The sequence below is a fragment of the Nocardioides sp. AN3 genome (assembly GCF_054653495.1).
In genome coordinates this window covers 36292-57044 of record NZ_BAAIGC010000008.1, presented here as the reverse complement: position 1 = coordinate 57044, position 20753 = coordinate 36292, and the positions used below count along the sequence as shown (strand labels likewise).

Genomic DNA, 20753 nt, shown 5'->3' with positions numbered 1-20753 from the left:
GAGAGAGACCTGAGATGACGAGCACCGACCTGCCGATGATCATCAGCGTCGACGACCACATCATCGAGCCCCCGACCCTGTTCCAGCGGTGGCTGCCCGAGAAGTACCAGGACCGCGCACCGCGGGTGGAACGGCGGATGATCAGCAAGGAGTCCAAGCTGTTCAACGGCCTGGTCGAGGACCCCGACGGCGACCCCGGCGATGTTTGGCTCTTCGGAGACTCCGCCTACGTGCTCCGCCGCCCCATTCTCATCCTCGACGGGGTCGAGACCACCGCTGACATGCGCGGTAACGAGCCGGCTACCTACGACGAGATGCACCCCGCGTGCTACGACCCCAAGGCTCGCCTCGAAGTCATGACCTCCCAGCACGTCGAGGCCTCGCTTGCCTTCCCCACCTTCCCGCGCTTCTGCGGCCAGGCCCTCAGCGAGCAGACCACCAAGGACCGAGACTTCGGCCTCGCCTGTGTCGAGGCGTACAACAACTTCATCGTCGAGGAGTGGTGCGGAGACTCCGGCGGTCGTCACATCCCGCTCCCGGTCGTCCCCCTGTGGAACCCCGCACTCGCAGCAGCCGAGGTTCGTCGCAACGCCGCGCGAGGTGCACGCGCGGTCACCTTCAGCGAAATCGTCGGACACCTCGGATTCCCGACCATCCACCACGGCAACTGGGACCCGTTCTTTGCGGCTTGCGAGGAGACGGGCACCGTTGTCTGTATGCACATCGGCTCGTCGTCGAAGATGATGCCGATGCCGCCCGACGCCCCCGACGTTGTCGCGACGACGCTCCAGTTCTCCAACTCGTACGCGTCCATGGCCGACTTCATCTTCTCCGGCGTGCTCGACCGATTCCCCGGCCTCAAGCTCGCCTACTCTGAAGGACAGGCCGGGTGGATGCCCTACGCCATGGAGCGGATGGACCACGCCTACCGCGAGCACACCTGGGGACACGGCGACGTCAAGATGAAGGAGCTGCCTTCCACCTACATCCGGCGCAACATGTACGGCTGCATCTTCGCCGACCGGCACGCCATCGCGAACGCACACCAGATCGGCATCAACAACCTCATGTTCGAGGTCGACTTCCCGCACGCCGACGGCCCCTACCCGCACACGGTCGACCACCTTGCGACCCAGTTCGCCGGGATTGACGCGGACACGACGTACAAGATCGTGCGCGGCAACGCCATCGACCTATTCCAGCTCGACCTGGACCGCCAGCCCGCCTGACGCGGGAACCAAACTCACCGCCACGGCTCTGCCTTGCCCCATGAGATCCGCCGCTCATTGGGGGCGGAGCCGTGGCGGTTGACTATCTTGACCATGCTCGCGTCTGGTCGAGAACCGGCGAGGCGAACCCTTCGAATTCGACGCACTCCCCATCGCCATCACCTGCCAACCTGGTCCCGCTTCCGACCGGCTATAGATCGGCGGCGTTCGAGTTGCCTCGCCCGCTTCCCGCCCGAGCGGCGATGGTTCTCCTGCCGAGGAGCACACACAGCCTGCACACCCATCCGATCGCCCAACGCCACACAGGTCCGGCCGACAAAGTCGCCGGCGTCGACGCAGCCGACGGACACGAATCGGGCGACGGCTTGCTAGGCGCAGAGCGCCCACGCCATCCACATACGATTCACTCGTGATCACCAGACGGGCAGTTCACCCGTGTCGCTCGAGAGGAGCGACCGCTCTCGACGTTCCTCAAGACCCGGGGCCGAATCGACGCACCTTGGCCGCGCGCCTCTTCCAACCCACCCCGGTCCTGTCTGCGGGCAAGTCTGCGAGCGAGGCACGCGTACAGCCCTGTTCGCCAGCGGGTTGCTAGCGAAGGATGTGGTGGTGGGTGCCCACGACGTCTCTCACGGCGTCGACGAATGCTGCAGCGTCGGCGTCGGTGATGGGTAGCGGAAGGGCCACGTATCCGCGCCTGGCCATGTAGAAGCCCCGGAGCATCAGTTCGAGGTGCAGCAGAGCTCGCTTGTCGGGGGCTGGGTCGATGTCGCGACCGCTGGCGATCGGCGTTCGTTGGAAGTGAACTCCGAGGATGGAGCCCACTCCTGTCGCCTGTGCCGCCACGCCGATCTCGACGAAAAGCGCATTGAGACGGTCGCGTACCCAGTCACCCCTAGCGTTCAGCTCGAGCACGCGTTCGGGCGTGAGGACGTCGCGCAGTCCCGCTAGGCCGGCCGCCATCGTGACCGTGTTGTTGTTGAAGGTGCCGGGATGCGAGAGGCCTCCGGGCACGCTGGGGTCGAACGGCTCCATCAGTCGGCGTGTCCCACCAAACGCACCGAAGCTGAAGCCAGCGCCGAGGTACTTGCCGAATGTGGTCATGTCGGGGACCACTCCGAGTCGTTCCTGCAGCCCGCCTGGTGCCAGCCGAGAAGTCATCACCTCATCGATGATGAGGACGATGCCGTGACGGGAGGTGGCCTCGCGGATGGCGTGCGCGAATGCCGCGGACGCGGGCACCGCTCCGCCCCCGCCGAGCATTGGTTCGAGGATGACGGCTGCGAGGTCCTCGCGGTGTTCCTCGATTGCCGCGAGGGTGCCGGGTACGTCGTTGTAATCACATACAACGAAGGGGTAGGGGGCATTGAGCGGGGCTTCGCCGCGGAAGCTGAGGACGCCGCCGTGGTAGCCGCTCTCGAAGGCGAGCACTGTGCTCCGGCCAGTCGCCGCGCGGGCAGCTCCGATGGCGAAGAGGTTGGCCTCGGTCCCGGAGTTGGTGAACCGCAGCAGGTCGACCGATGGGAACCGCTCGATGATTTCGCCGGCTAGTTCTACTTCGTAGCGATTGGGTCCGCCGAACGAGAGGCCGTCGTCAAGCGCTTCCCGTACCGCAGCGAGGATCGTCGGGTCGGAGTGCCCGTAAATGCCGGCGGAGTACTCCCCCAGCATGTCGGTGTAGCGGTGCCCATCGAGGTCGGTGAGGTACTGGCCTTCGCCGGACGCGAATGTTACTGGGAAGGGTGAGTAGTATAGGGACGTGCGGGTGTTGCCTCCTGGCATCACTGTGCATGCGTCCAGGAACCGGCGGTGACTGCGCGGGTTGCTGGCTACATATCGTTGCTCGGCCTCCGCGAGCACCTCTCGGAGCTCGGTCTCGACGTCGGTGCTGGTCATGCGCTCCTCCTGTGAAGGCTGCGGGCGGTCGGAAGATTGGGCAGGGGCTAGGACAGCTGGATGTCGAGCCAGCCGTGCTCGTTGACGGCGGCGGAGTCGCCGGCCCGGAGAAGCACTGTGGTCGTGGCCGACTCGAAGAGCGCCGGCCCCTGCACGCGCTCGCCCTGGGCGACGGACTCCATGCGGTGCACAGGGACGTCGATCCAGCCGTCGAGGTAGACATGGCGAACGCCGATCTGCTTGCTGTGCTCAGTACCGGTCGAGAGGGGTTGTGCACGCAACTCCGGGAGCTTGCCGACGACGGTCGTCCGTGCATTAACGATCACGACCTCCTGCCCCGGCGCGTTGTAGGCGTAAAGCTCGCGGTGCCGCTTGTGGAACCTCTCAACGACGTCGCCGATGAAGTCAGCCGTGTCGATGTCGACGTCGGTGATGGGCACGGTGATCTCGTAGATCTGCTCGCCGTATCGCATGTCGAGGGCGCGCTGCACCTCGATCTGCCCGTCGAACCCGTCGAGTCGGGAGCGTCCCTCACGTTCCATGTCGCGGAGAACCTGTCGCATTCCCTCGGCTGACGTCGAGGCGGCGTCGCCAATGTGGGAGCGGACCATTTCGTAGCGGAGGTCCGTGGCGAGCATGCCCCATGCAGACAGCACAGAGGCGACGTTCGGGACGACGACGCGCTTGATGTCGAGAAGGCGGGCGACCTCAGTCACGTGGACGCCTGCGGCACCGCCGAACGAGATCAGGGTGAAGCCGCGGGGGTCGACGCCGCGTCGGACGGACACGATCCGGATGCCTTCGGCCATGGTGGTGTTGACGACCTTGGAGATTCCAGCCGCTGCTTCAACGGTGCTGATTCCCAACTCGCTCGCGATGGCGCCGACCGCCTTGTGCGCGGCGTCGGCATCGAGGGGCATGTCGCCGCCGGCGAAACTGGCCGGGTCCAGCAGACCGAGGACGACGTTTGCGTCGGTCACCGTGGCCATGGTGCCGCCGCGCCCGTAGCAGGCTGGTCCAGGAAGCGCGCCGGCGCTTTCGGGGCCGACGTGAAGGATCCCGCTGTCCACTCGCGCGATCGAGCCGCCTCCCGCGCCGAGGGTGTGAATGTCGAGGGTCGGGAGGGAAACTTTGGCGATGCCGACCTGCTTCTCGCCGGTCAGGGGGGCCTCCCCGTCTTGGAGGAGTGCAATGTCGGTGCTCGTGCCGCCCATGTCGAACGTGATCAGTTCGCCCGTTCCCACGAGCTTGGCGGCTTGCTTGGTGGCCGCGATGCCTCCGGCGGGTCCCGAGAGGACGGCGCCGGCGGCCAGCCGACTGGACTCGGCGATCGTTGCCACGCCGCCGTGCGAGTGCATGATCATGACCTCGCCCTCGTAGCCAGCGTCGGCGAGCCGGCCGCTAAGCCGTGAGAGGTAGTCGGCAAGGACTGGGCCTACATAGGCGTTCACGACGGTGGTCCAGACCCGCTCGTACTCCTTGATCTGCGGGAGTACTTCGCTCGAGATTGACACGTAGGTGTCGGGGAGCGCGTCCGCGAGTGCCGCCGCAGTCTGCTGCTCGTGCTCTGGGTTGCGGTAGGAGTGGAGGTAGCAGACCGCGATGGCCTCGGCGCCCGACTCGGCGGCCGCCTGCACAGCGGCCTTGAGCGACTCTACTGCGAGAGGCTGCGATGCGGTGCCATCGGCTCGCATTCGCTCGGCGACCCCGATGCGTCGGGCTCGAGGAACCAGAGGCGGCGGCGGCGCCATCCGCACGTTGTAGCGGTCCTCCTTCATCCCTTCACGCATTTCGATCACGTCACGGTGGCCCTCGGTGGTGAGCAAGGTGACCTTGGAGCCCTTGCCTTCCAGGAGAGCGTTCGTGGCGACCGTAGTGCCGTGCACGATCCGCTCAGTGGCGCCGAGCATCTGCTCCCGCGTCGTACCGAGCGCGGCAGCCAGCTTGTTCAGACCCTCGAGGAGGCCGTCGGAGGGATCGCGCGGGGTCGAGGACGACTTGGCGATAACCACACGGCCGTTCTCGTCGACTGCGGCCAGGTCGGTGAAGGTGCCGCCGATGTCGATGCCAATGCGATACATGTCAGACCCCTGCCTTGGTGAAGCTGCCGTCGGTGGATGCGTCGACTGAGACGAATCCGTTTTCGATGTCGTGGCGCCGAGCCTCGGGGGCGCGGTCGGCCGGCGGCCCGTATCCGCCGCCGCCGGCGGATTCGACGAGGAAGACGGAGCCGGGCGGGACTTCGATGTCAACTTCCTTGGTCTTCAGTTCGCGGGCGGATTTATCGGTCAAGAGTCGGTAGCGGTGCGGGACGCCGTCCTGTCCCCCGCAGGTCCCGAAGGACGGGTGCCGTACGCCGTCGCCCGCCGTGTTGGCCACGGACGTCGCCTCGGTCTCCATCCTCAGTCGCAGGACGGAACCCGCGCCTCCGCGGTACTGGCCGTCACCGAAGGAGTCGGGCCGGAACTCGTGGTGCTCGAAGAAGAGCGGGAAACGGACTTCGGCGACCTCGACCGAGCCGAACTTCGAGGAGCCCATTGCCTGGCCCTCACCGGCGGTCTCCCACCCATCGCCGGCCGGCGAGGCGCCCCCACCGGGGCGGGCGTGGAAGAGGTGCCAGATGAACTGTCGATTGTTGCGCGGGTCGACGCCCTTGATCGCGATGCGGAAGCGGCGTCCCCAACCGGCGATGACTCGGTCGGGGCAAGCGCCAACAAGGGCCTTGATCACCGACTCCGCGATCTCCTGAGCGCAGTGGTTCGTCGCGAGCGTGACCGGAGCAGGGGCCTTCGCCCACACGACAGTCCCTTCCTTGGCTGTGACGGTGAGCGGCCGGAAGGTGCCGGAGTTCTTGGGTGTGCGCGGGTCGATGAGGAATGACAGGGCCATGTAGACCGCGGACATCATGTTCGGGTAGGAGGAGTTGATGAACCCGGTGACCTGGGGATGGGAGTCGCTCAGGTCGACGTCAAGCGAGTCGCCTGCCACGGTGACCGTCGCTCGGATGTAGACGTCCTCGGTGCCATGGCCGTCGTCGTCAAGGACCGCTTCGCCCTTGTAGACGCCATCGGTCCAGGTGGAGATGCAATCCCGCGTCTGGCGTTCGGCGCTGTCGAGGATGGCGTCGACGGCTTCGACGACCGTCCCGGAGCCGTATTCCTCGAGCAGCTGCAGCACACGGCGCTCACCCACCCACGACGAGCCGATCATTGCGCGGAGGTCGCCCAGGAAGTCGTCGGCGTGGCGAACATTGACCGCGATCATCTGCATGACGTCCTCACGGACAGCGCCGGCGTCATAGAGCTTGAGCGGGGTGATGCGCAGACCTTCCTGCCAGATCTCGGTGGCGTTCGGGTTGTAGGCGCCGTGTGTCGAGCCGCCGATGTCGCTCTGGTGTGAGCGGTTGATCGACCAGAAGCGGAGCTCGCCGTCGAAGAAGACGGGAACGAACGTGGTGAGGTCCGGCAGATGGTTGCCGCCGTGGTACGGGTCGTTGAGGAGGTAGACGTCGCCGGGCTTGATTGAATCGCCGAAGGCTTCGTTGATCGCCCGGACCGCCCACGGCATCGAGCCGACGTGGATCGGCACGTGCTCTGCCTGGGCGACCAGCCGTGCTTCGGCGTCCGTGATCGCGGTTGAGAAGTCCCGGCTGGAGTTGAGGATCTGGGAGTAGGCCGTGCGGAGCATGGCCTCGCCCATCTCCTGCACAATCGCCTCGAACCGGTGGGTGATGACCGACACGGTCACGGGATCGACCACGGCTGTCCTGCTCTCTCTGGATCGTCTACCTGCTCCTGTTGCTGAGATACCATACGCCATATATTGTTGTGACGTGAGCGTGATCATCACCGTGGCGCCGACAGGCCCTATTGCGACCAAGCAGGACAACGCCTGGCTGCCCACGCAGCCAGACGAGATCGCCGACCAGGTGGCCGAGGCGTACGCCGGCGGTGCCGCCGTCGCGCATCTGCACCTGCGCGACCGTGAGGATCGGCCGACCGCGGACCTGGACATCGCTGCCCGGACCGTCGAGTTGATCCGAGAGCGCTGCCCCATCCTTATTCAGCTCTCCACCGGCGTCGGGCTGAGCGTGTCGTTCGAAGAGCGGGAGCGCCTGGTCGAACTGCGACCGGAGATGGCGACACTCAACCCATGCAGCATGAGCTTCGGCGAGGGCGAGTTCCTTAACCCGCCGGCCGGCGTCCGCCGCCTCGCGGGGCGCATGCTCGAACTCGGTGTGAAGCCGGAGCTCGAGGTCTACGACACTGGCCACCTCGAGGCGTGCCTGCGGCTGCGCGACGAAGGGCTACTGGCAGGGCCGCTGCAATTCAGCATCGTTCTCGGCGTCCGCGGCGGCATGGCGGCGACTGCTGAGAACCTCATGATGATGGTGCAGCGGCTCCCGCGGGATGCCATTTGGCAGGTCATCGCTATCGGCCGGGCCAACCTGGACCTCACTGCGATCGGGCTAGCACTCGGTGGGAACTGCCGCGCTGGTCTTGAGGACACGCTGTACCTCCGAAAGGGCGAGCTTGCGCATGGAAGCGCGCCTCTCGTCGCGCGTGCAGCCGCCCTTGCCCGCGATCTTGACCTGGACATCGCCAACGTCGACGGTGCGCGTCGCCAGCTCCAGCTGTCGCGGGAAGCGTGAGCCGATGAAGCACTCCACGGGTCTCGTCGCGATGACGATCAATAGCGAAGCCGTGGTTCCAACCGGCTCGTTCGATGTCACTGACCCGGCCACCGGAGCGCCGTTCGCAGCTGCGCCGGAGTGCACGGAGGAGCAGCTCGACGCTGCGATGCAGTCAGCCGCGGACGCATTCGATCGCTGGCGGCGGGATGAGACGGCGCGCAAGGAGCTGTTGCTCGCGAGTGCTGACGCCGTCCTGGCGGCGACCGAAGAGCTTGCGCCGCTGCTCACCCGTGAGCAGGGCAAACCGCTGGCCGACGCGCAGATGGAGGTCCGGTCTGTCGCTTTGTGGCTCCGCTACTTCGCCGACCTCCAGGTCGACGATGAGATCTTGCAGGACGACGACCGGGCCTACATCCGTGTCGAGCGTCGACCGGTCGGCGTGGTGGCAGCGATCACTCCGTGGAACTTCCCTCTTGGCCTCGCCGCCTGGAAGATTGCTCCGGCGCTGCGAGCGGGCAACACGATGGTGCTCAAACCGTCGCCGTACACCCCGCTTGCGACGCTGCTCCTCGGTCGCGTCCTAGCAGACGTGCTTCCGGCGGGCGTGTTCAACGTCGTCAGTGGGTCCGATCCGCTCGGCGCCCTCATGACGAGTCACCCCGTACCGCGCAAGATCTCCTTCACTGGCTCCGTCGCGACCGGCAAGCACGTCGCTGCCGCAGCCGCGCCCGACCTCAAGCGAATCACCTTGGAGCTCGGCGGGAACGACCCAGCAATCCTGCTCGACGACATTGACATCGACGCCGTCGCGGAACGGCTCTTCTGGTCAGCGTTCCGCAACAACGGCCAGTACTGCGCGGCGGTCAAGCGAGTCTATGTGCCGCAAAGCCGCTACGACGAGGTCGTCGAGGCGCTTGCGGCAGTCGCAAACTCGGTCTCTGTCGGCGCCGGCAGTGACCCGGCCAGCCAGCTCGGCCCCCTCAACAACGCGCCACAACGTGACCGCGTCGCAGGCTTGGTCGACGACGCTGTCAGCCGGGGCGCCCAGGCCGTGACCGGCGGCTCGGCTCTGGACAGGCCTGGATTCTTCTACCAGCCGACCATCCTTCGAGGCACCTCTGACGGGATGGCCGTCGTCGACGAAGAACAGTTCGGGCCGGTGCTTCCAGTCGTCCCCTACAAGTCCATCGACGCGGCAGTCGAGCGCGCCAATGGCACCCACTTCGGCCTCTCGGGCTCAGTCTGGGGCACCGATGCCGACCGTGCCGCAGCCGTTGCTGACGCCCTCGACTGCGGCACGGCCTGGGTGAACACCCACCTGGCCCTCCGACCCGATCAGCCGTTCGGCGGTGCGAAGTGGAGCGGCATCGGCGTCGAGAACGGGCCATGGGGTCTGCACTCCTTCACCGAAGTGAAGGTGCTGCACCGGAGCCGCGCTTGACCGCGACCGCGGTCGAGGCGGTCGCCGCCGAACCGCTGTCGACCGATCAGCAGACGCGGCTGCATCGTGCCATCTGGGCCGAACGAGCCCGCCTGCTCGGCCTGCCCATCGCCGTGCCCCGCTGCCCGTACGACGACAACGAACTATTGGAACTGCGTGGCGAGGGCCGCTCCGTCAGCTTCCTCCCTCACGAGCTCTCCTCACATCTAACGAGGGACCGGTTCCGCTCAATCTTTCCAGACATGGACTCCTACGCTGAGGCCCCAGCGAACGGCTTCGTCAACACCACCGATGACTGGGGATGGTTTGACTACGAGGTGAGCCGCGAAGCCCCCCACCTCGACCTGGATGAGGCCGCCGTGATGGCCGAACTGGCCGGCGCCGAGCGGGTCATGCTGACACTCGACCAGTACATCGTGGCCAGCCAGGACCAACAAGTGCTCACCGGTCACCACCTCGATGACCGTCGCACTTGGTCGCGGCTGGCGACGTCATACGACGGGCGCACGATCGCAGCCCGATTCGACGGCGACCAGCCCGAGGAAGGCCGAAGCGAAGAGTCGGCGACGCCCGGTTCGCTGATGGTCGCCTATGACCTCACGGCCAGCGACAACGGCGAGATGCTCGGAGTTCGCACACGGTCGGCAGCCCGGCGACTGCGGTCTCTGTGGGAAGACCTCTGGGCACGAGCCACCGCGACCTACCTGCAGGCCGGCTTTCCAGCCCGGCTCGGCATCGACCCGGGCACGTACATCGACTCCCTCCCCCGCGTTCCAGACCAGCCGGTTGCCTATGTCAGCCGGTTCACGGTGCCGCTGGTAGTTGAGCCCCGCATCCCATGGCAGGAGCAGGCACGGCTCCTCGGCGTACGGCTCTCCAGTCACTCCCAGCGTCTGTCGTTCGCTGACATCGACCCTGCGGCTAGCCCAGACGTGCCCTACCTCGGCTGGTTCAACGCGTGGGCGGACCGCTTCCCCGGCCCCATCAGCTCGATCGACGCTCGAGCGCAACTTGCGGAAGACGAGCGCGGCGCGACCCCGATCGAACTGCTCGCCATGGATGCAGCGCTGCCGGACCTCGCGCGTACAACCCGCTACTTCGAGGCGATCGGCGTTGTCGTGACCACTCCCACCACCGGGCACATCACGAACCGGAGCCCCAACCGCTGCTTGTGTATGTACCGCTGGCGCGGCAGCCAGGAGCTAGGCGTGAACCAACACACCATCCCCTATTCGATGTTCCGACCGCTCGTGCGCGGCCGCGACGTCACAACTGTCACCACTACAACGAGTGAGGAACGCCCGTGACCACGAACTTCATGCACCAACTGCTTCAGGACCACATCGACGCGGGCCGCGGGTCGCAGACTGTCTGGTGGGACGAGACCCGGATTCCGCTCGACAGCATCGACAAGCGAGTCACGGATCTGCTCGACCTGCGCGGTCGACGTGCGGTCGTCACCGGTGGCGCGGGCATCAACCTGGGTCAGGCGTGCGTGAACCGGCTCGCCGGCCTGGGCGCCCACGTTGCCGTCGTGGACCTGAGTGCGGAGCAGGTTCGCGAGCGGGGCTTCTCCCGGCACCCCGACGCACCTGACGCCGAAAGCATCGCAGCGGCCGCGGCAGAGAAGTGGGGAACCAAGGTGGTGCCGGTCCATGGCGATGTCATGGACTGGGACGGCGTCCAGGCGGTTATGGCAGATGCCGCCGCGAAGCTCGGCGGCATTGACATCCTCGTGAACAATGCCGCCGACGTCGTCGTAGGCGAGTTCGCCACCTTCGGGCGGGAGGAGATCGACCGCTCGGTGCGGGGCACCCTGATGGGACCGATGTACTGCTCCCGCGCTGTGCTCGACTACATGCTGCCTCAGGGAAGCGGCCGGATCATCAACATCGGGTCCGAAGCAGGAAGCTCGGCGATGCCCTGGCTCACCGTCTACGGCGCCCTGAAGGCCGGTCTGGGACAGTTCACCCGTTTTCTCGGCAAGGAGCTCGGGCCGCAGGGGATCCAGGTCCTCGGCGTCAACGCCGGGTCGATGTGGGGCCCAGGTCGGGCGTTGACCGAGGACCACCCGGCCACTCTCTACCCGCGGGCGCGCACGGCGATTCAGCGCTACGAGCTGCCTGAGGAGGTGGCCAACATGGTCGCCTTCCTGGCTAGCGACGCAGCCAGTGCTATGAACGGCGCCATGATTGACATGGGCGGCGGGATGGCGGTCTAAGCGGCGCTCAGGAACCGGCCGTGTCGGTTCCTGAACGCCGGTCAGACAGCCGCTCAGGAACCGGCCAGGCCCGTGAAGACGACCGGTCGACCAAGGGCGCCAACGCCAAGTGTCTGCTGGAGCTGGTCGGTCTTCCAGGCCATCACGATGCCACCGACCAGATCACGGAAGATCCGCTCGAGCTTCTGGGCGGTCAAGTAGCCGTGAGCACCGCAAACCTTCATGGCGCCCATCGATACCTCCTCAGTCATTCGGCGCAGGTGAAACAGTGTGCGGACCAGGTCTCGGGCGGGCACGTCTTCACCGGCGTCCAGCCGAGCAGCGACCGCGCCCAGGAGTTCCCGCCCGGTGCCGAGCCAGTGATCCATGTTGCCGATGCCAATTTGCGCCCATGCTTCATCAGCCCGGTACTGCGTTGTCGACGTGTTGAATGCACCTTCCGCCATGTACCCGTACCGATGGTGAACGTGTTCGACGGTGAAGTCCATCGCCGCTTGCGAAAGTCCGATCCAGATGGCTGCGATGCCCAGGGCGGTCGCAGCCGAATCCCCCGTACGTCGCTGCTTGAACTGGCTCACCGGCGCGACCAGGCACTCTGCGACCGGGATTCTCAGGTCGCGGCACTCAATGTCGTTGCTCCCCGTTCCTCGCATTCCCATTGCGCTCCAGTTGTCGTGCTTGATCAGGCCGGGTTCGCCGAACCGTCCCAGGGTGAGCACAAACGCCGGGTCGGCCGGATCGCTTCCGTCGACTGTGGCGCCCAGCATCGCGTGCGTGGCGGCGTCGCTCATGGACCCGAATCCGGCCCGTCCGTTCAGAACAACCTCTCCGTCCCGAATGCGGCACGACAACCTCGCTTTGCGCGAATCGAGTTCGGCCGCCGGAATCGAAAACGCTCCGCAAACCGCACCGCGATTCGCCCGGAGAGCCGTGAGCGCCTCGTCGCGACGCGGAAAGGACGGGAGCTGCTTCAGTCCGCGCACTCCGGACCAGTTCATGTTGATCGCAACCGCGCTGGATGCGTCGTGGCGCCCGATCAGCTCCATGACGGCGAGGGAGAGGGCAAGCGTCGGCCCAGCGTCCCCAAACCTTGTCGACGCCGGAAGACCGACCACCCCGAGGTCCTGCAGGGCCTTGACGTTGCTGAGTGCCATTCGGCCGGCGCGATCCGATTCCACAACGCCCTCGGTGTACTCCTCGCTTTCGAGTAGGTCACCCAAGGTTCGGAGGAGGGTCGATTCAGTCAGGTCGTGCGTCATCGTCATGGGGTCTCCATTTCGCAATACTGAGAGTCTCTCGAATATGCTCATGATCAATGCCGACCAGCGACATGCCCAGCCGTCCGTACCGCTCCGCGGTACGGACGATGCGCGCACGCGAGACCCGGCTCGCGGTGATCGTTGCTGGCGCGGAACTCTTCATCGAGCTTGGCTACGGCCCCACAACGGTCGACCAGATCGCTGCACGCGCGGGCGTTGGGAGGGCAACGGTCTTCAAGGCCGTCGGAGGCAAGGCAGCTCTGCTCTGCGCCGCCCATCGGCTGGCGATCGTGGGAGTTGACGATCCACGACCGCCGCATGAGGCGGGGTTGACGCAGCGCTGGGCGGGGGTGATGGGCGCGGTCGCTCTCCTCGAGCGATACGTCGCGGTGGTCACGGACGTCTTCGAGTCGGTCGGGCCGATTCACGAGGTGCTAGCCCAGGCTGCCTCGGAGTCAGAGGAACTACGCGATCGGCTCGCCGGCCTGGACCGCGAGCGGCACGAGGCCGCTACCCGGACCGCGCTGCTTCTAGGTGAAGAACTACGGCCTGATCTGTCGATCGGACGGGCTGCCGATGTTCTGTGGGTGCACAACGACCCCCTGCTGTGGCAGTCGCTGCACAAGCGCCGAGGCTGGGCCAAGGCTGAGTTCAGCGACTGGCTGACCCGTTCCCTTCGGGCTCAGTTGTTCGGCTGAGCCACAACGGGGTTCCGCAAGGTGCCGATGCCCCCTACCTCGACCTCGACAACGTCGCCCGCCTGGATGGGTTCGATCTCCGGCGGGGTGCCGAAGCAGACCAGATCGCCGGGACGCAAGGTCGTGAAGCGGCTGACCCAGCTGACCACCTCGTCCGTCGACCAGTTCATCCGCGAGGTGACCGTGTCCGTGACGAGCTCGCCGTTGATCCGGGCGCGGAGCACCGTGGCGTCAGGGTCCAACTCCGTCTCGATGACTGGGCCGAGGACGCCGAAAGTGTCGTAGGACTTGCCAGGGAGGAACGGGAAGTTGGTAGCCAGACCGAGGTCGGTGGCAGTGATGTCGTTGACGCAGGTCCAACCAAGGACGTGCGCTCTTGCTTCACTGGGCGTGATGTCGCGACAAGTCCGGCTGATGACCGCCGCGACCTCGGGCTCATAGACGACAGTAGGGACACCGCGGGGAAGGACGATCTCTTCGCCGTCACTGATGAGCGAACTTGTCGGCTTGACGAAGAAGCTCGGGCCGTCGCGGCCGTCGCGTCCCTTCCAGTTGCCGAGCAGGCAGATCACTGTGCTGGTCGGCGTAACTGGCTTGACGAACTGCAACGCGTGAGCCGGACCCAGATCGCGGCCCTGCTGCGTAAGGTCGGTGATGGTGAGGAGTTCTACTGCTCGATCCGGGTCGATGCGAGCCCAGACCTCCTCGCCAGGTCCGAGCCGCACTCGTGCGATCCTCATGGTTTCGTGGACGGGCGTGCATTCACCGTGCGGGACAGTGGTGCGCCGGCACCAAACTCAGGCACTCTGCTCCGCCTCCTCTGCAGGCTCGAAGACGAGTCCGCGCCACTGCCCGTCAGCGCGCCAGTCGCTGATGAGATGGTCGAAGGCGACGATCCCGGGACCGTAGGCCCCATTCCGCCGTGCCGCCGTCGCGTTCGGGTGGCCCTCGTTGTTGTAGTAGCCCGGAGTGCAGGACTCCAGGAACTCCATGTTGGCGCGAGACGATTCGTAAACGGTCTGCACCCAAGCATCCTCGTCAGCAACGACGACGTCGACCACCCGCGCGTCCCTCTGGTCGGTCTCTCGAATGACCTGACTGATGTGCCGGCTCTGGACGTCGAGGACGTGAGCGAAGTTCGAGCTGACGCCAACCTGGTTGAGAGCAACGATGAAGAAGTTCGGGAAGCCGTTCGTCTGCATGCCGTAGAGGGTCGAGATCCCGGAGGCGAACTTCTCACTGAGCTTCCGGCCGCCGCGGCCGACGACGTCGTAGCCGAGCCGTGTCACGAACGGCGCGGCAACCTGGAAGCCGCTGGCAAAGATGAGGCAGTCGACGTCGTACTCGGTGCCCTGGACCACGATCCCGGTCGGGGTCACACGGTCGATGCCCTGGCCGTCGGTGTCGAGGAGGGTGACGTTAGGGCGGTTGAACGTCTGCAGGTACTCGTCGTTGAAGCATGGCCGCTTGCAGAGGGCACGGAACCAGGGCTTCAGCGCCTCTGCCGTCGCCGGGTCTCGCACGATGTCGTCCACACGCGAGCGGATCTCGTCCATCTTCTTGAAGTCGTCGATCTCGTCGAGGACGCCGCCGCTGAGAGTGCGGAGCCGGTAGATGGCGGTCCAGCCGTCGTTGACCAGGTCGGTCTCCGCATCACCGCCCGCGACGAAGGTCGAGAAGTTGTCCATCCTCTCGCGCTGCCACCCGTGCACGAGCGTTGACGCCCAGACTTCGTCGGTCGGCCGGTTGTTTCGCGCGCTCACCGCCGACGGCGTGCGCTGCACGACGTAGAGATGACCCGCGCTCGCGCCCAGAGCTGGCACCGCCTGGACAGCGGTGGCTCCGGTCCCCACGATCGCGACCTTCTTGTCGGCGAGGCCGTCGAGCCCGCCGGTGCTGTTGCCGCCGGTGTAGGCGTAGTCCCACCGGCTCGTGTGGAAGGTGTGGCCCTCAAAGGTCTCAATGCCGGGCACACCGGGAAGTTTCGGCTTCTGCATCGCCCCGGCGGTCATGCAGACGTAGCGGGCGGTGAATACGTCGCCGCGGTCAGTCTCGACCGTCCAGAGTCCGGTGTCCTCGCTCCAGGTGACCCCTGAGGCCCGGGTCTGCAGTAGCGCCTTGTCGTAGAGGCGGTAGTGGCGTGCGATCCGGTGGCAGTGCTCGAGGATCTCGGGGCCCTTGACGTACTTCTCAGAGGGCATGTAGCCCGTTTCCTCGAGCAGCGGGAGGTAGATGTAGGCCTCGGTGTCGCACGCGGCGCCCGGGTAGCGGTTCCAGTACCACGTGCCGCCGAAGTCGCCGCCCTGTTCAAGCAGGCGAATGTTCTCGTAGCCGAGGTCGCGCAGGCGCGCACCGAGAAGCAAGCCTCCGAAGCCGCCCCCAATGATCGCGACCTCGACGTGGTCGTGCACCGAGTCGCGCTCGATCCTGGGGGTATGGGGGTCGTCAATGAAGTGAGCGAGCTCCCCTACTGCCGTCTTGTACTGGCGCGAGCCGTCGGCGCGCAGCCGCTTGTCCCGCTCAATCCGGTACTTCTCGCGGAGTGCGTCCGGGTCGAACCCGAGCCCTTCCTTGTCGATCTGCACGGTCACCTGACGTCTCCTGGGAAGGTTGTGGCGCGGTCCGCATTACGGCGGACCGCCTTGATGATTTGGGTCCATGCACCGGGCGCGATGCCGTGGCCCATGCCCTCGACGATCTCTAGCTGAGCGCCGGGCACGGCGCCGGCAATTGCCCGGCCGCCGCTGATGTCGACCAGGCGATCGTCGGTGCCATGGATGACCAGGGTCGGCACCTGCAGGTCGCGCAGGGCAGGTGTCCTGTCGACGGTGGCGATAACTGCCGCCTGCTGGCGGATTCTGCCGTCGGGTTCGTGGGCTCGATCATGGGCCGCGGCCGCTCGGCGTCGTGCGGCGTTCTCGTCGAAGGGGAAGCCGCTGCCGGCCAGTGCCCTGGATCGCTCGACGGCGGCTGCGATCACTTCTTCGCGTGCGCTCGGCGCAGGTCGCCGCATTAGTTCGAGGACGACCGGGTCGGCGCGGCCGACCGACGGGTCGCCGGTGCTCGACATGATCGTGCAAAGAGAGAGGACTCTGTCTGGCCACCCGATGGCCAGATGCTGTGCGATCGCGCCGCCCATGGACGCTCCGAGAATGTGGGCCTGATCGATGCCGAGTGCGTCGAGGACCCCGACGGCGTCCGCGGCCATGTCGGCGAGGGTGTACGGCAACGTACGCAGGTCGCCGCCTCGGATTGCAGCGATGTCTGGCTGCCCGGGGATGCGATCCGACAGTCCAACGTCGCGGTTGTCGAACCGGATCACGAGGAATCCGGCGTCGACGAGTCCGTCGCAGAACGCAAGGTCCCAGCCGTCCAGCTGGGTGCCGATGCCCATGATCATCAGGAGCGGCTCGCCAGTTGGCTTACCGTACGTCGCGCAGCGCAGCGTTATCCCGTTGGCGGTGACCGACCGGGTGACCTCCGCACGCAGGTCGTGGCGGGTCGATCCCACCGGGCCTCCTCATCGTTGCAGCCGCCCGGACGCCGGCCGACGGCCGCCGTCTGGCGTGCTGATTCGGTCTCTTAGAAGAAGTTGCTGAGGTTCTGGGAGAGCAGGATTGTCTGGTCGAGATAGATGTGCCGCCGTGCGACCTTGAACCCGTCGTCGGTTCGGCGCAGCACGTCCTCTCGCCGGCCGATCCACTCGTCGATCTCCGACTTCAAACGGGTGCGGTAGAGGTGGAAGCAGGTCTCAACGGTGAGCTCGGTGCCCGAGTCCTCGACGATGCGGACGTTGGTCACCGTGTGCCGGGTCCGGGAAGGCGGGTCTTCCGCCCAGGCTGTCCCGGTGCCGAGCTTCTGAACGCGGCCGACGAGGGTGGCTTTGTCGTCATCGAAGAAGGCCATCTCGCCGGGCTGCGTGAACTCCTTGGCCAGGTTGCGGCGCGGGACGGTTCGACGGATCGGCATGAAGTACGAAGTGTCGTCGGTGAAGAGCTCCACCCACTCCTCGAACCGCTGGTGGTCCAGCAGCGCGGCCTCGTGCGTGTAGAACTTCTCGACCTCGTACTGCAGATACATCGCCGCGATCTTCTCCGGAGCGATCGCTGTCTCCAGATGCATGGTTCCCATCGCTGCCTCCGTCCTCAGATGTAGTCGCCGGGGGTGGTTGCCGTACGCAGCTCGTCCCAACTGGTGCCCTTGACCCACTGGAGCCAGGACAGATAGGTCCACAGCTGAGCGTGCTCGTTGACGGGGGCCTCGATACGGGCCACACCGTCCTCGTGGAGGATCTTCCCGCGGCCGAGGCCCATCTTGAGCAGCTGCGGAATCTCTCGGCTGGTGCCGCCGAACGTCTGCAGCGTGCTCTGGGACCAGTTCTCGCCGTCCTCCTGCTCGAGGAAGCCCGCCGGCCCGAAGGCGTGAATCTGACGGCCGAGCTGCGCGCGCTGCTCCTCCGGCGAGTCGTTGCGGTCCCTGAAGCTGAACCACCACACCTCTGTGACGGTGGCGCTGCGCGGCACCCTCAGGCTGAGCTGGGCGTCCATGGTGAACCATGAGGTCGGGAAGATGTGCGGGTGGCCGGCGAAACGCGAGCCGACCGGGCCTAGTTCGGCAAGCGGGCCAGGCTCCTGGCGCCAAGTGACGACCTCGTGCATCTCCGGGGGCAAGGTCCTCAGCATCGAGTCGACGCTCGGTCCGGAGATGGCGTGGCCGTACTCGCCGATTGCGACGAGGGTGTCGAGGTCAGTAGGGAGCCGCTGGACGCCGAGCGCCTTGCCTTCGTCGGTTTTGGCGCCTCCGGTGTCGGTCGCTTCGGCGCTGGGGATCATTCCCACGGCCTGTGCGGAGATGTGGGTGATCTGCGGGTGGTAGTAATCGAAGGAGTTGTCGGCGGCGAACTTCCAGTTGCAGTTGAGCGTGAACTTCTGGACGCCCGGGCGAGCCTCGATGTCGCCGCGCTCTGCGAGCAGGTCGATGGCGATCCTGCCGGTTCGGCCGAGGAACTCCTGGAGGGGCGGCGCGCCGGGGTCCATGGTCGCGAAGACGAATCCCTTGTAGCTGTCCAGCTGTGCGACCTTCCGAAGCGGGTACTTCGTCTTGTCCAGGTCGTCGTGGTAGAAGTCCGACATTCCGGGCACGCCGACGAGTTCGCCGTCCAGTCCGAACGTCCAACCGTGGTAGGTGCACATGAAGTTGCGGACGTTGCCCTCTTCAGCCCGGCACACAGCGTTGCCGCGGTGTGTGCAGGTGTTGAGCATGGCCTTGATGCTGCCGTCGCGCTGACGCACCACGAGGACGTTGTCGCGGCCCATGGGCGCTTCAAAGAAGTCGCCTCGCTTCGGGATCTGCGTCTCATGGCACAGGAACAGCCAGGCTCGGCCGAAAATGTGCTTCATCTCCAGTTCGAAGATGTCGTCGTCGCTGAAGATCCGGCGGTCAAGCTCACCGGTTTCCACGTTGACGAGCGACTCGAGATATCCCGGGGTTCCGGGCGCGGCGATGGTCATATCAGGTCTCCACTCGTTGCCAAAGCAAGTCAGTCGCGGTCGAAGGCGTGGCCCCAGTACGCCGAGGCGTCATAGGTCACGACCGACCAGGTCTCGTCGTCGATGAGCAGCCCATCGGTGCCGTACTCGACACCGAAGCCGGAGGGGGTCTGCACGTAGAAGGAGAGCATCTTGTCGTTCGTATGCCGGCCCAGCGTCGCGAGCTGCCGGATCCCGCGCTGCTGCACCTTGTCGAGGGCACGACCCACCACGTCCAGGTTCTCCAGCTCAACCATGAAGTGGTTGATCCCTCCTGGGCCTTCACCGTGGATCGGGGCAACGGCGAGAGAGTGGTGTCGCGGGTTGGTGTGCAGGAAGGTGAGGAGCATGCCTGGGATGGGGACGATGTGGTCGCTCACCTTGAATCCGAGGACCTGCCGGTAGAAGGCGATTGACTCGTCGACGTTGCGGCAGGTCACCACCACGTGGCCCAGCCCAGTGTCAGCGCCGTTGGGAGCGGAGGTGACGAATCGCGCGCCGGTCGGCGACACGAACGGCACCTGCGACATGGTCGCGCCGTAATGGAATTCAAGCGCGTACCCGGCCGGGTCGGTGCAGGTCAGCAGCCGCTGTACACCGCGGACTTGCGCGAGTTCAGGATCGTCCTTGTAGGCGACGCCAGCCTCGTCGAGTGCTGCCGCCACGTCGTCGAGGGCGTCTGGGCCGGAGACCTGCCATCCGACGTAGTCGAGTTCGTCGTCGCCGGCACGCAGGGTGACCCGGTGTGCACGCTCATCCATGCGCAGGACCAAGGCTTCCTCACCGTCGATCTCCTGGCGGGATGCGGTCATGCCGAGGATCTCGGTCGCGAAGACCTCCCAGTCGTCGAGACTCTTGACTCGAAGTCCCAAGTATCCGAGTGCTTCGATTCTGGTCATGCGTGGATCCGTCCCATCTGGTTCACGTCGAACTGATGCACCGATGTTGCGAGGGGTTGGGCCGTCCGACAATGAAGCTGTTCCGTCTGGCCGAACCAGAGCGTTTGAGTCATCAGGCGACCAGCGTGCTGACGTTGCCCGAGAGCTGTTCGGCTGCCTTGAGCATCACGTTCTTATAGCGAAGGACGGAGCGGCCTACGGATGCTGTGGCCACGGAGATGGCAGCCACAGGTTTGAGCGTGCGACGGTCGAGGACTGGGACCGCGATGCATGACACCCCGATGAACGTCTCCTCGAAGTCGGTGGCAAAGCCCTCCTCGCGCACCCGGTCGAGCGCTTGCCCCAAGAGGTCAGGGGACGCAATCGTGAACGCCGTGAATCGGTAGTAGCGCGCGTGCATGGAGTTGATAGGACTCGACTCGGCGTGCGCAAGTATGGACTTGCCCAGGGCAGTTGAGTGCTGGGAACGGCGCATACCAACCGCGGTGCCGACGCGGGCAGACTCCGGCCCGAACAACTTCTCAACGATCAGGACGCTTGGTCCGGCTGGCACCGCTAGGTGGACCACTTCACGGGTCTGTGCATACAGCTCGGCCAGCACGGGCATCGACCTGTCCCGCAAGCCATTTGCCCGGGCGACCGCCACCTGGTTCCCGAGTTCGAATGCACGGGTCGACAGTGCGTACTTGTCACCGGCCCTGCGAACGTAGCCGCTCTCGATGAGCACTGCCAGCAGGCGATGAGCGGTCGCCTTGGGAAGCCCGACCGCTTGGGCAAGCTCTGAGACGCCCATGATGGCGCGCGGTCCGCCCAGTGCGTCTAAGAGAGCCAGAGCCTTGCCGGCCGAGGTGTCATGACTGCTGGATGCGCCCACATTCTTTGCCTGCTGGAGATCCACCAGACCGCTCCTGTCCTGCCGCCGCTGCCGATGTTGTTCCACTCTGGGAAA

At 65.9% G+C, this 20753-nt stretch carries 17 protein-coding genes; 6 read left to right on the top strand and 11 right to left on the bottom strand.

Features of this window, described 5'->3' with window-relative positions; genetic code table 11:
- The first annotated feature begins 14 nt into the window (after positions 1-14).
- Complete coding sequence (locus ACYQ1K_RS11285; protein WP_459983080.1) at positions 15-1229, top strand: amidohydrolase family protein; 1215 nt, start codon at positions 15-17, stop codon at positions 1227-1229.
- Positions 1230-1820: 591 nt separating this feature from the next.
- Here the strand turns inward: ACYQ1K_RS11285 and ACYQ1K_RS11280 are convergent.
- The 3 genes from ACYQ1K_RS11280 to ACYQ1K_RS11270 are packed head-to-tail and all read right to left on the bottom strand — an operon-like array spanning position 1821 to position 6884.
- Positions 1821-3125 carry an aspartate aminotransferase family protein gene (locus ACYQ1K_RS11280; protein ID WP_459983079.1) on the bottom strand — a complete coding sequence of 435 codons (1305 nt, stop codon included), beginning with the start codon at positions 3123-3125 and terminating at the stop codon, positions 1821-1823.
- Positions 3126-3172: 47 nt separating this feature from the next.
- The gene (locus tag ACYQ1K_RS11275; protein ID WP_459983078.1) at positions 3173-5206 is read right to left on the bottom strand and encodes a hydantoinase/oxoprolinase family protein; all 2034 of its coding nucleotides are present in this window, start codon (positions 5204-5206) and stop codon (positions 3173-3175) included.
- 1 nt (position 5207) lies between these two features.
- Complete coding sequence (locus tag ACYQ1K_RS11270) at positions 5208-6884, bottom strand: hydantoinase B/oxoprolinase family protein (RefSeq protein ID WP_459983077.1); 1677 nt, start codon at positions 6882-6884, stop codon at positions 5208-5210.
- A 73-nt stretch (positions 6885-6957) separates the two neighbouring features.
- Here ACYQ1K_RS11270 and ACYQ1K_RS11265 point away from each other — a divergent pair, with 73 nt between their 5' ends.
- From ACYQ1K_RS11265 to ACYQ1K_RS11250, 4 genes are read left to right on the top strand one after another with little or no spacing between them, the layout of a single operon-like run.
- Complete coding sequence (locus ACYQ1K_RS11265) at positions 6958-7776, top strand: beta-keto acid cleavage family enzyme (protein WP_459983076.1); 819 nt, start codon at positions 6958-6960, stop codon at positions 7774-7776.
- A gap of 4 nt (positions 7777-7780) precedes the next feature.
- Positions 7781-9199 carry an aldehyde dehydrogenase family protein gene (locus ACYQ1K_RS11260; RefSeq protein WP_459983075.1) on the top strand — a complete coding sequence of 473 codons (1419 nt, stop codon included), beginning with the start codon at positions 7781-7783 and terminating at the stop codon, positions 9197-9199.
- The gene (locus tag ACYQ1K_RS11255; RefSeq protein WP_459983074.1) at positions 9196-10506 is read left to right on the top strand and encodes a hypothetical protein; all 1311 of its coding nucleotides are present in this window, start codon (positions 9196-9198) and stop codon (positions 10504-10506) included. Before ACYQ1K_RS11260 ends, ACYQ1K_RS11255 begins: the two co-directional genes overlap by 4 nt.
- Positions 10503-11420: an SDR family NAD(P)-dependent oxidoreductase gene (locus ACYQ1K_RS11250; RefSeq protein WP_459983073.1), complete on the top strand. Its 918-nt coding sequence runs from the start codon at positions 10503-10505 to the stop codon at positions 11418-11420. The genes ACYQ1K_RS11255 and ACYQ1K_RS11250 overlap by 4 nt, the downstream gene beginning before the upstream one ends.
- Before the next feature lie 53 nt (positions 11421-11473).
- Here the strand turns inward: ACYQ1K_RS11250 and ACYQ1K_RS11245 are convergent, their stop codons facing one another.
- Positions 11474-12685, bottom strand: coding sequence for an acyl-CoA dehydrogenase family protein (locus tag ACYQ1K_RS11245; protein ID WP_459983072.1), 1212 nt, complete (start codon positions 12683-12685; stop codon positions 11474-11476).
- A gap of 50 nt (positions 12686-12735) precedes the next feature.
- On the opposite strand from ACYQ1K_RS11245, the gene ACYQ1K_RS11240 reads away from it, so the two are divergent.
- The gene (locus tag ACYQ1K_RS11240) at positions 12736-13377 is read left to right on the top strand and encodes a TetR/AcrR family transcriptional regulator (protein WP_459983071.1); all 642 of its coding nucleotides are present in this window, start codon (positions 12736-12738) and stop codon (positions 13375-13377) included.
- Here the strand turns inward: ACYQ1K_RS11240 and ACYQ1K_RS11235 are convergent.
- The 7 genes from ACYQ1K_RS11235 to ACYQ1K_RS11205 all read right to left on the bottom strand — a co-directional run bounded on the left by ACYQ1K_RS11235 (position 13362) and on the right by ACYQ1K_RS11205 (position 20702).
- Complete coding sequence (locus tag ACYQ1K_RS11235) at positions 13362-14102, bottom strand: fumarylacetoacetate hydrolase family protein (RefSeq protein ID WP_459983070.1); 741 nt, start codon at positions 14100-14102, stop codon at positions 13362-13364. The two genes, ACYQ1K_RS11240 and ACYQ1K_RS11235, sit on opposite strands and share 16 nt — an antisense overlap.
- A gap of 72 nt (positions 14103-14174) precedes the next feature.
- Positions 14175-15968 (bottom strand): flavin-containing monooxygenase, encoded by a 1794-nt coding sequence (locus tag ACYQ1K_RS11230; protein ID WP_459983069.1) that lies wholly within the window; start codon positions 15966-15968, stop codon positions 14175-14177.
- Complete coding sequence (locus ACYQ1K_RS11225) at positions 15965-16888, bottom strand: alpha/beta fold hydrolase (protein ID WP_459983068.1); 924 nt, start codon at positions 16886-16888, stop codon at positions 15965-15967. Before ACYQ1K_RS11225 ends, ACYQ1K_RS11230 begins: the two co-directional genes overlap by 4 nt.
- Positions 16889-16959: 71 nt before the next feature.
- Positions 16960-17508, bottom strand: coding sequence for an aromatic-ring-hydroxylating dioxygenase subunit beta (locus tag ACYQ1K_RS11220; RefSeq protein ID WP_459983067.1), 549 nt, complete (start codon positions 17506-17508; stop codon positions 16960-16962).
- A gap of 14 nt (positions 17509-17522) precedes the next feature.
- Positions 17523-18887: an aromatic ring-hydroxylating oxygenase subunit alpha gene (locus ACYQ1K_RS11215; protein WP_459983066.1), complete on the bottom strand. Its 1365-nt coding sequence runs from the start codon at positions 18885-18887 to the stop codon at positions 17523-17525.
- A 29-nt stretch (positions 18888-18916) separates the two neighbouring features.
- Positions 18917-19804, bottom strand: a complete 888-nt coding sequence (locus ACYQ1K_RS11210) for a VOC family protein (protein WP_459983065.1) — start codon at positions 19802-19804, stop codon at positions 18917-18919.
- 112 nt (positions 19805-19916) lie between these two features.
- Positions 19917-20702 carry an IclR family transcriptional regulator gene (locus tag ACYQ1K_RS11205; RefSeq protein WP_459983064.1) on the bottom strand — a complete coding sequence of 262 codons (786 nt, stop codon included), beginning with the start codon at positions 20700-20702 and terminating at the stop codon, positions 19917-19919.
- Positions 20703-20753 lie beyond the last annotated feature (51 nt).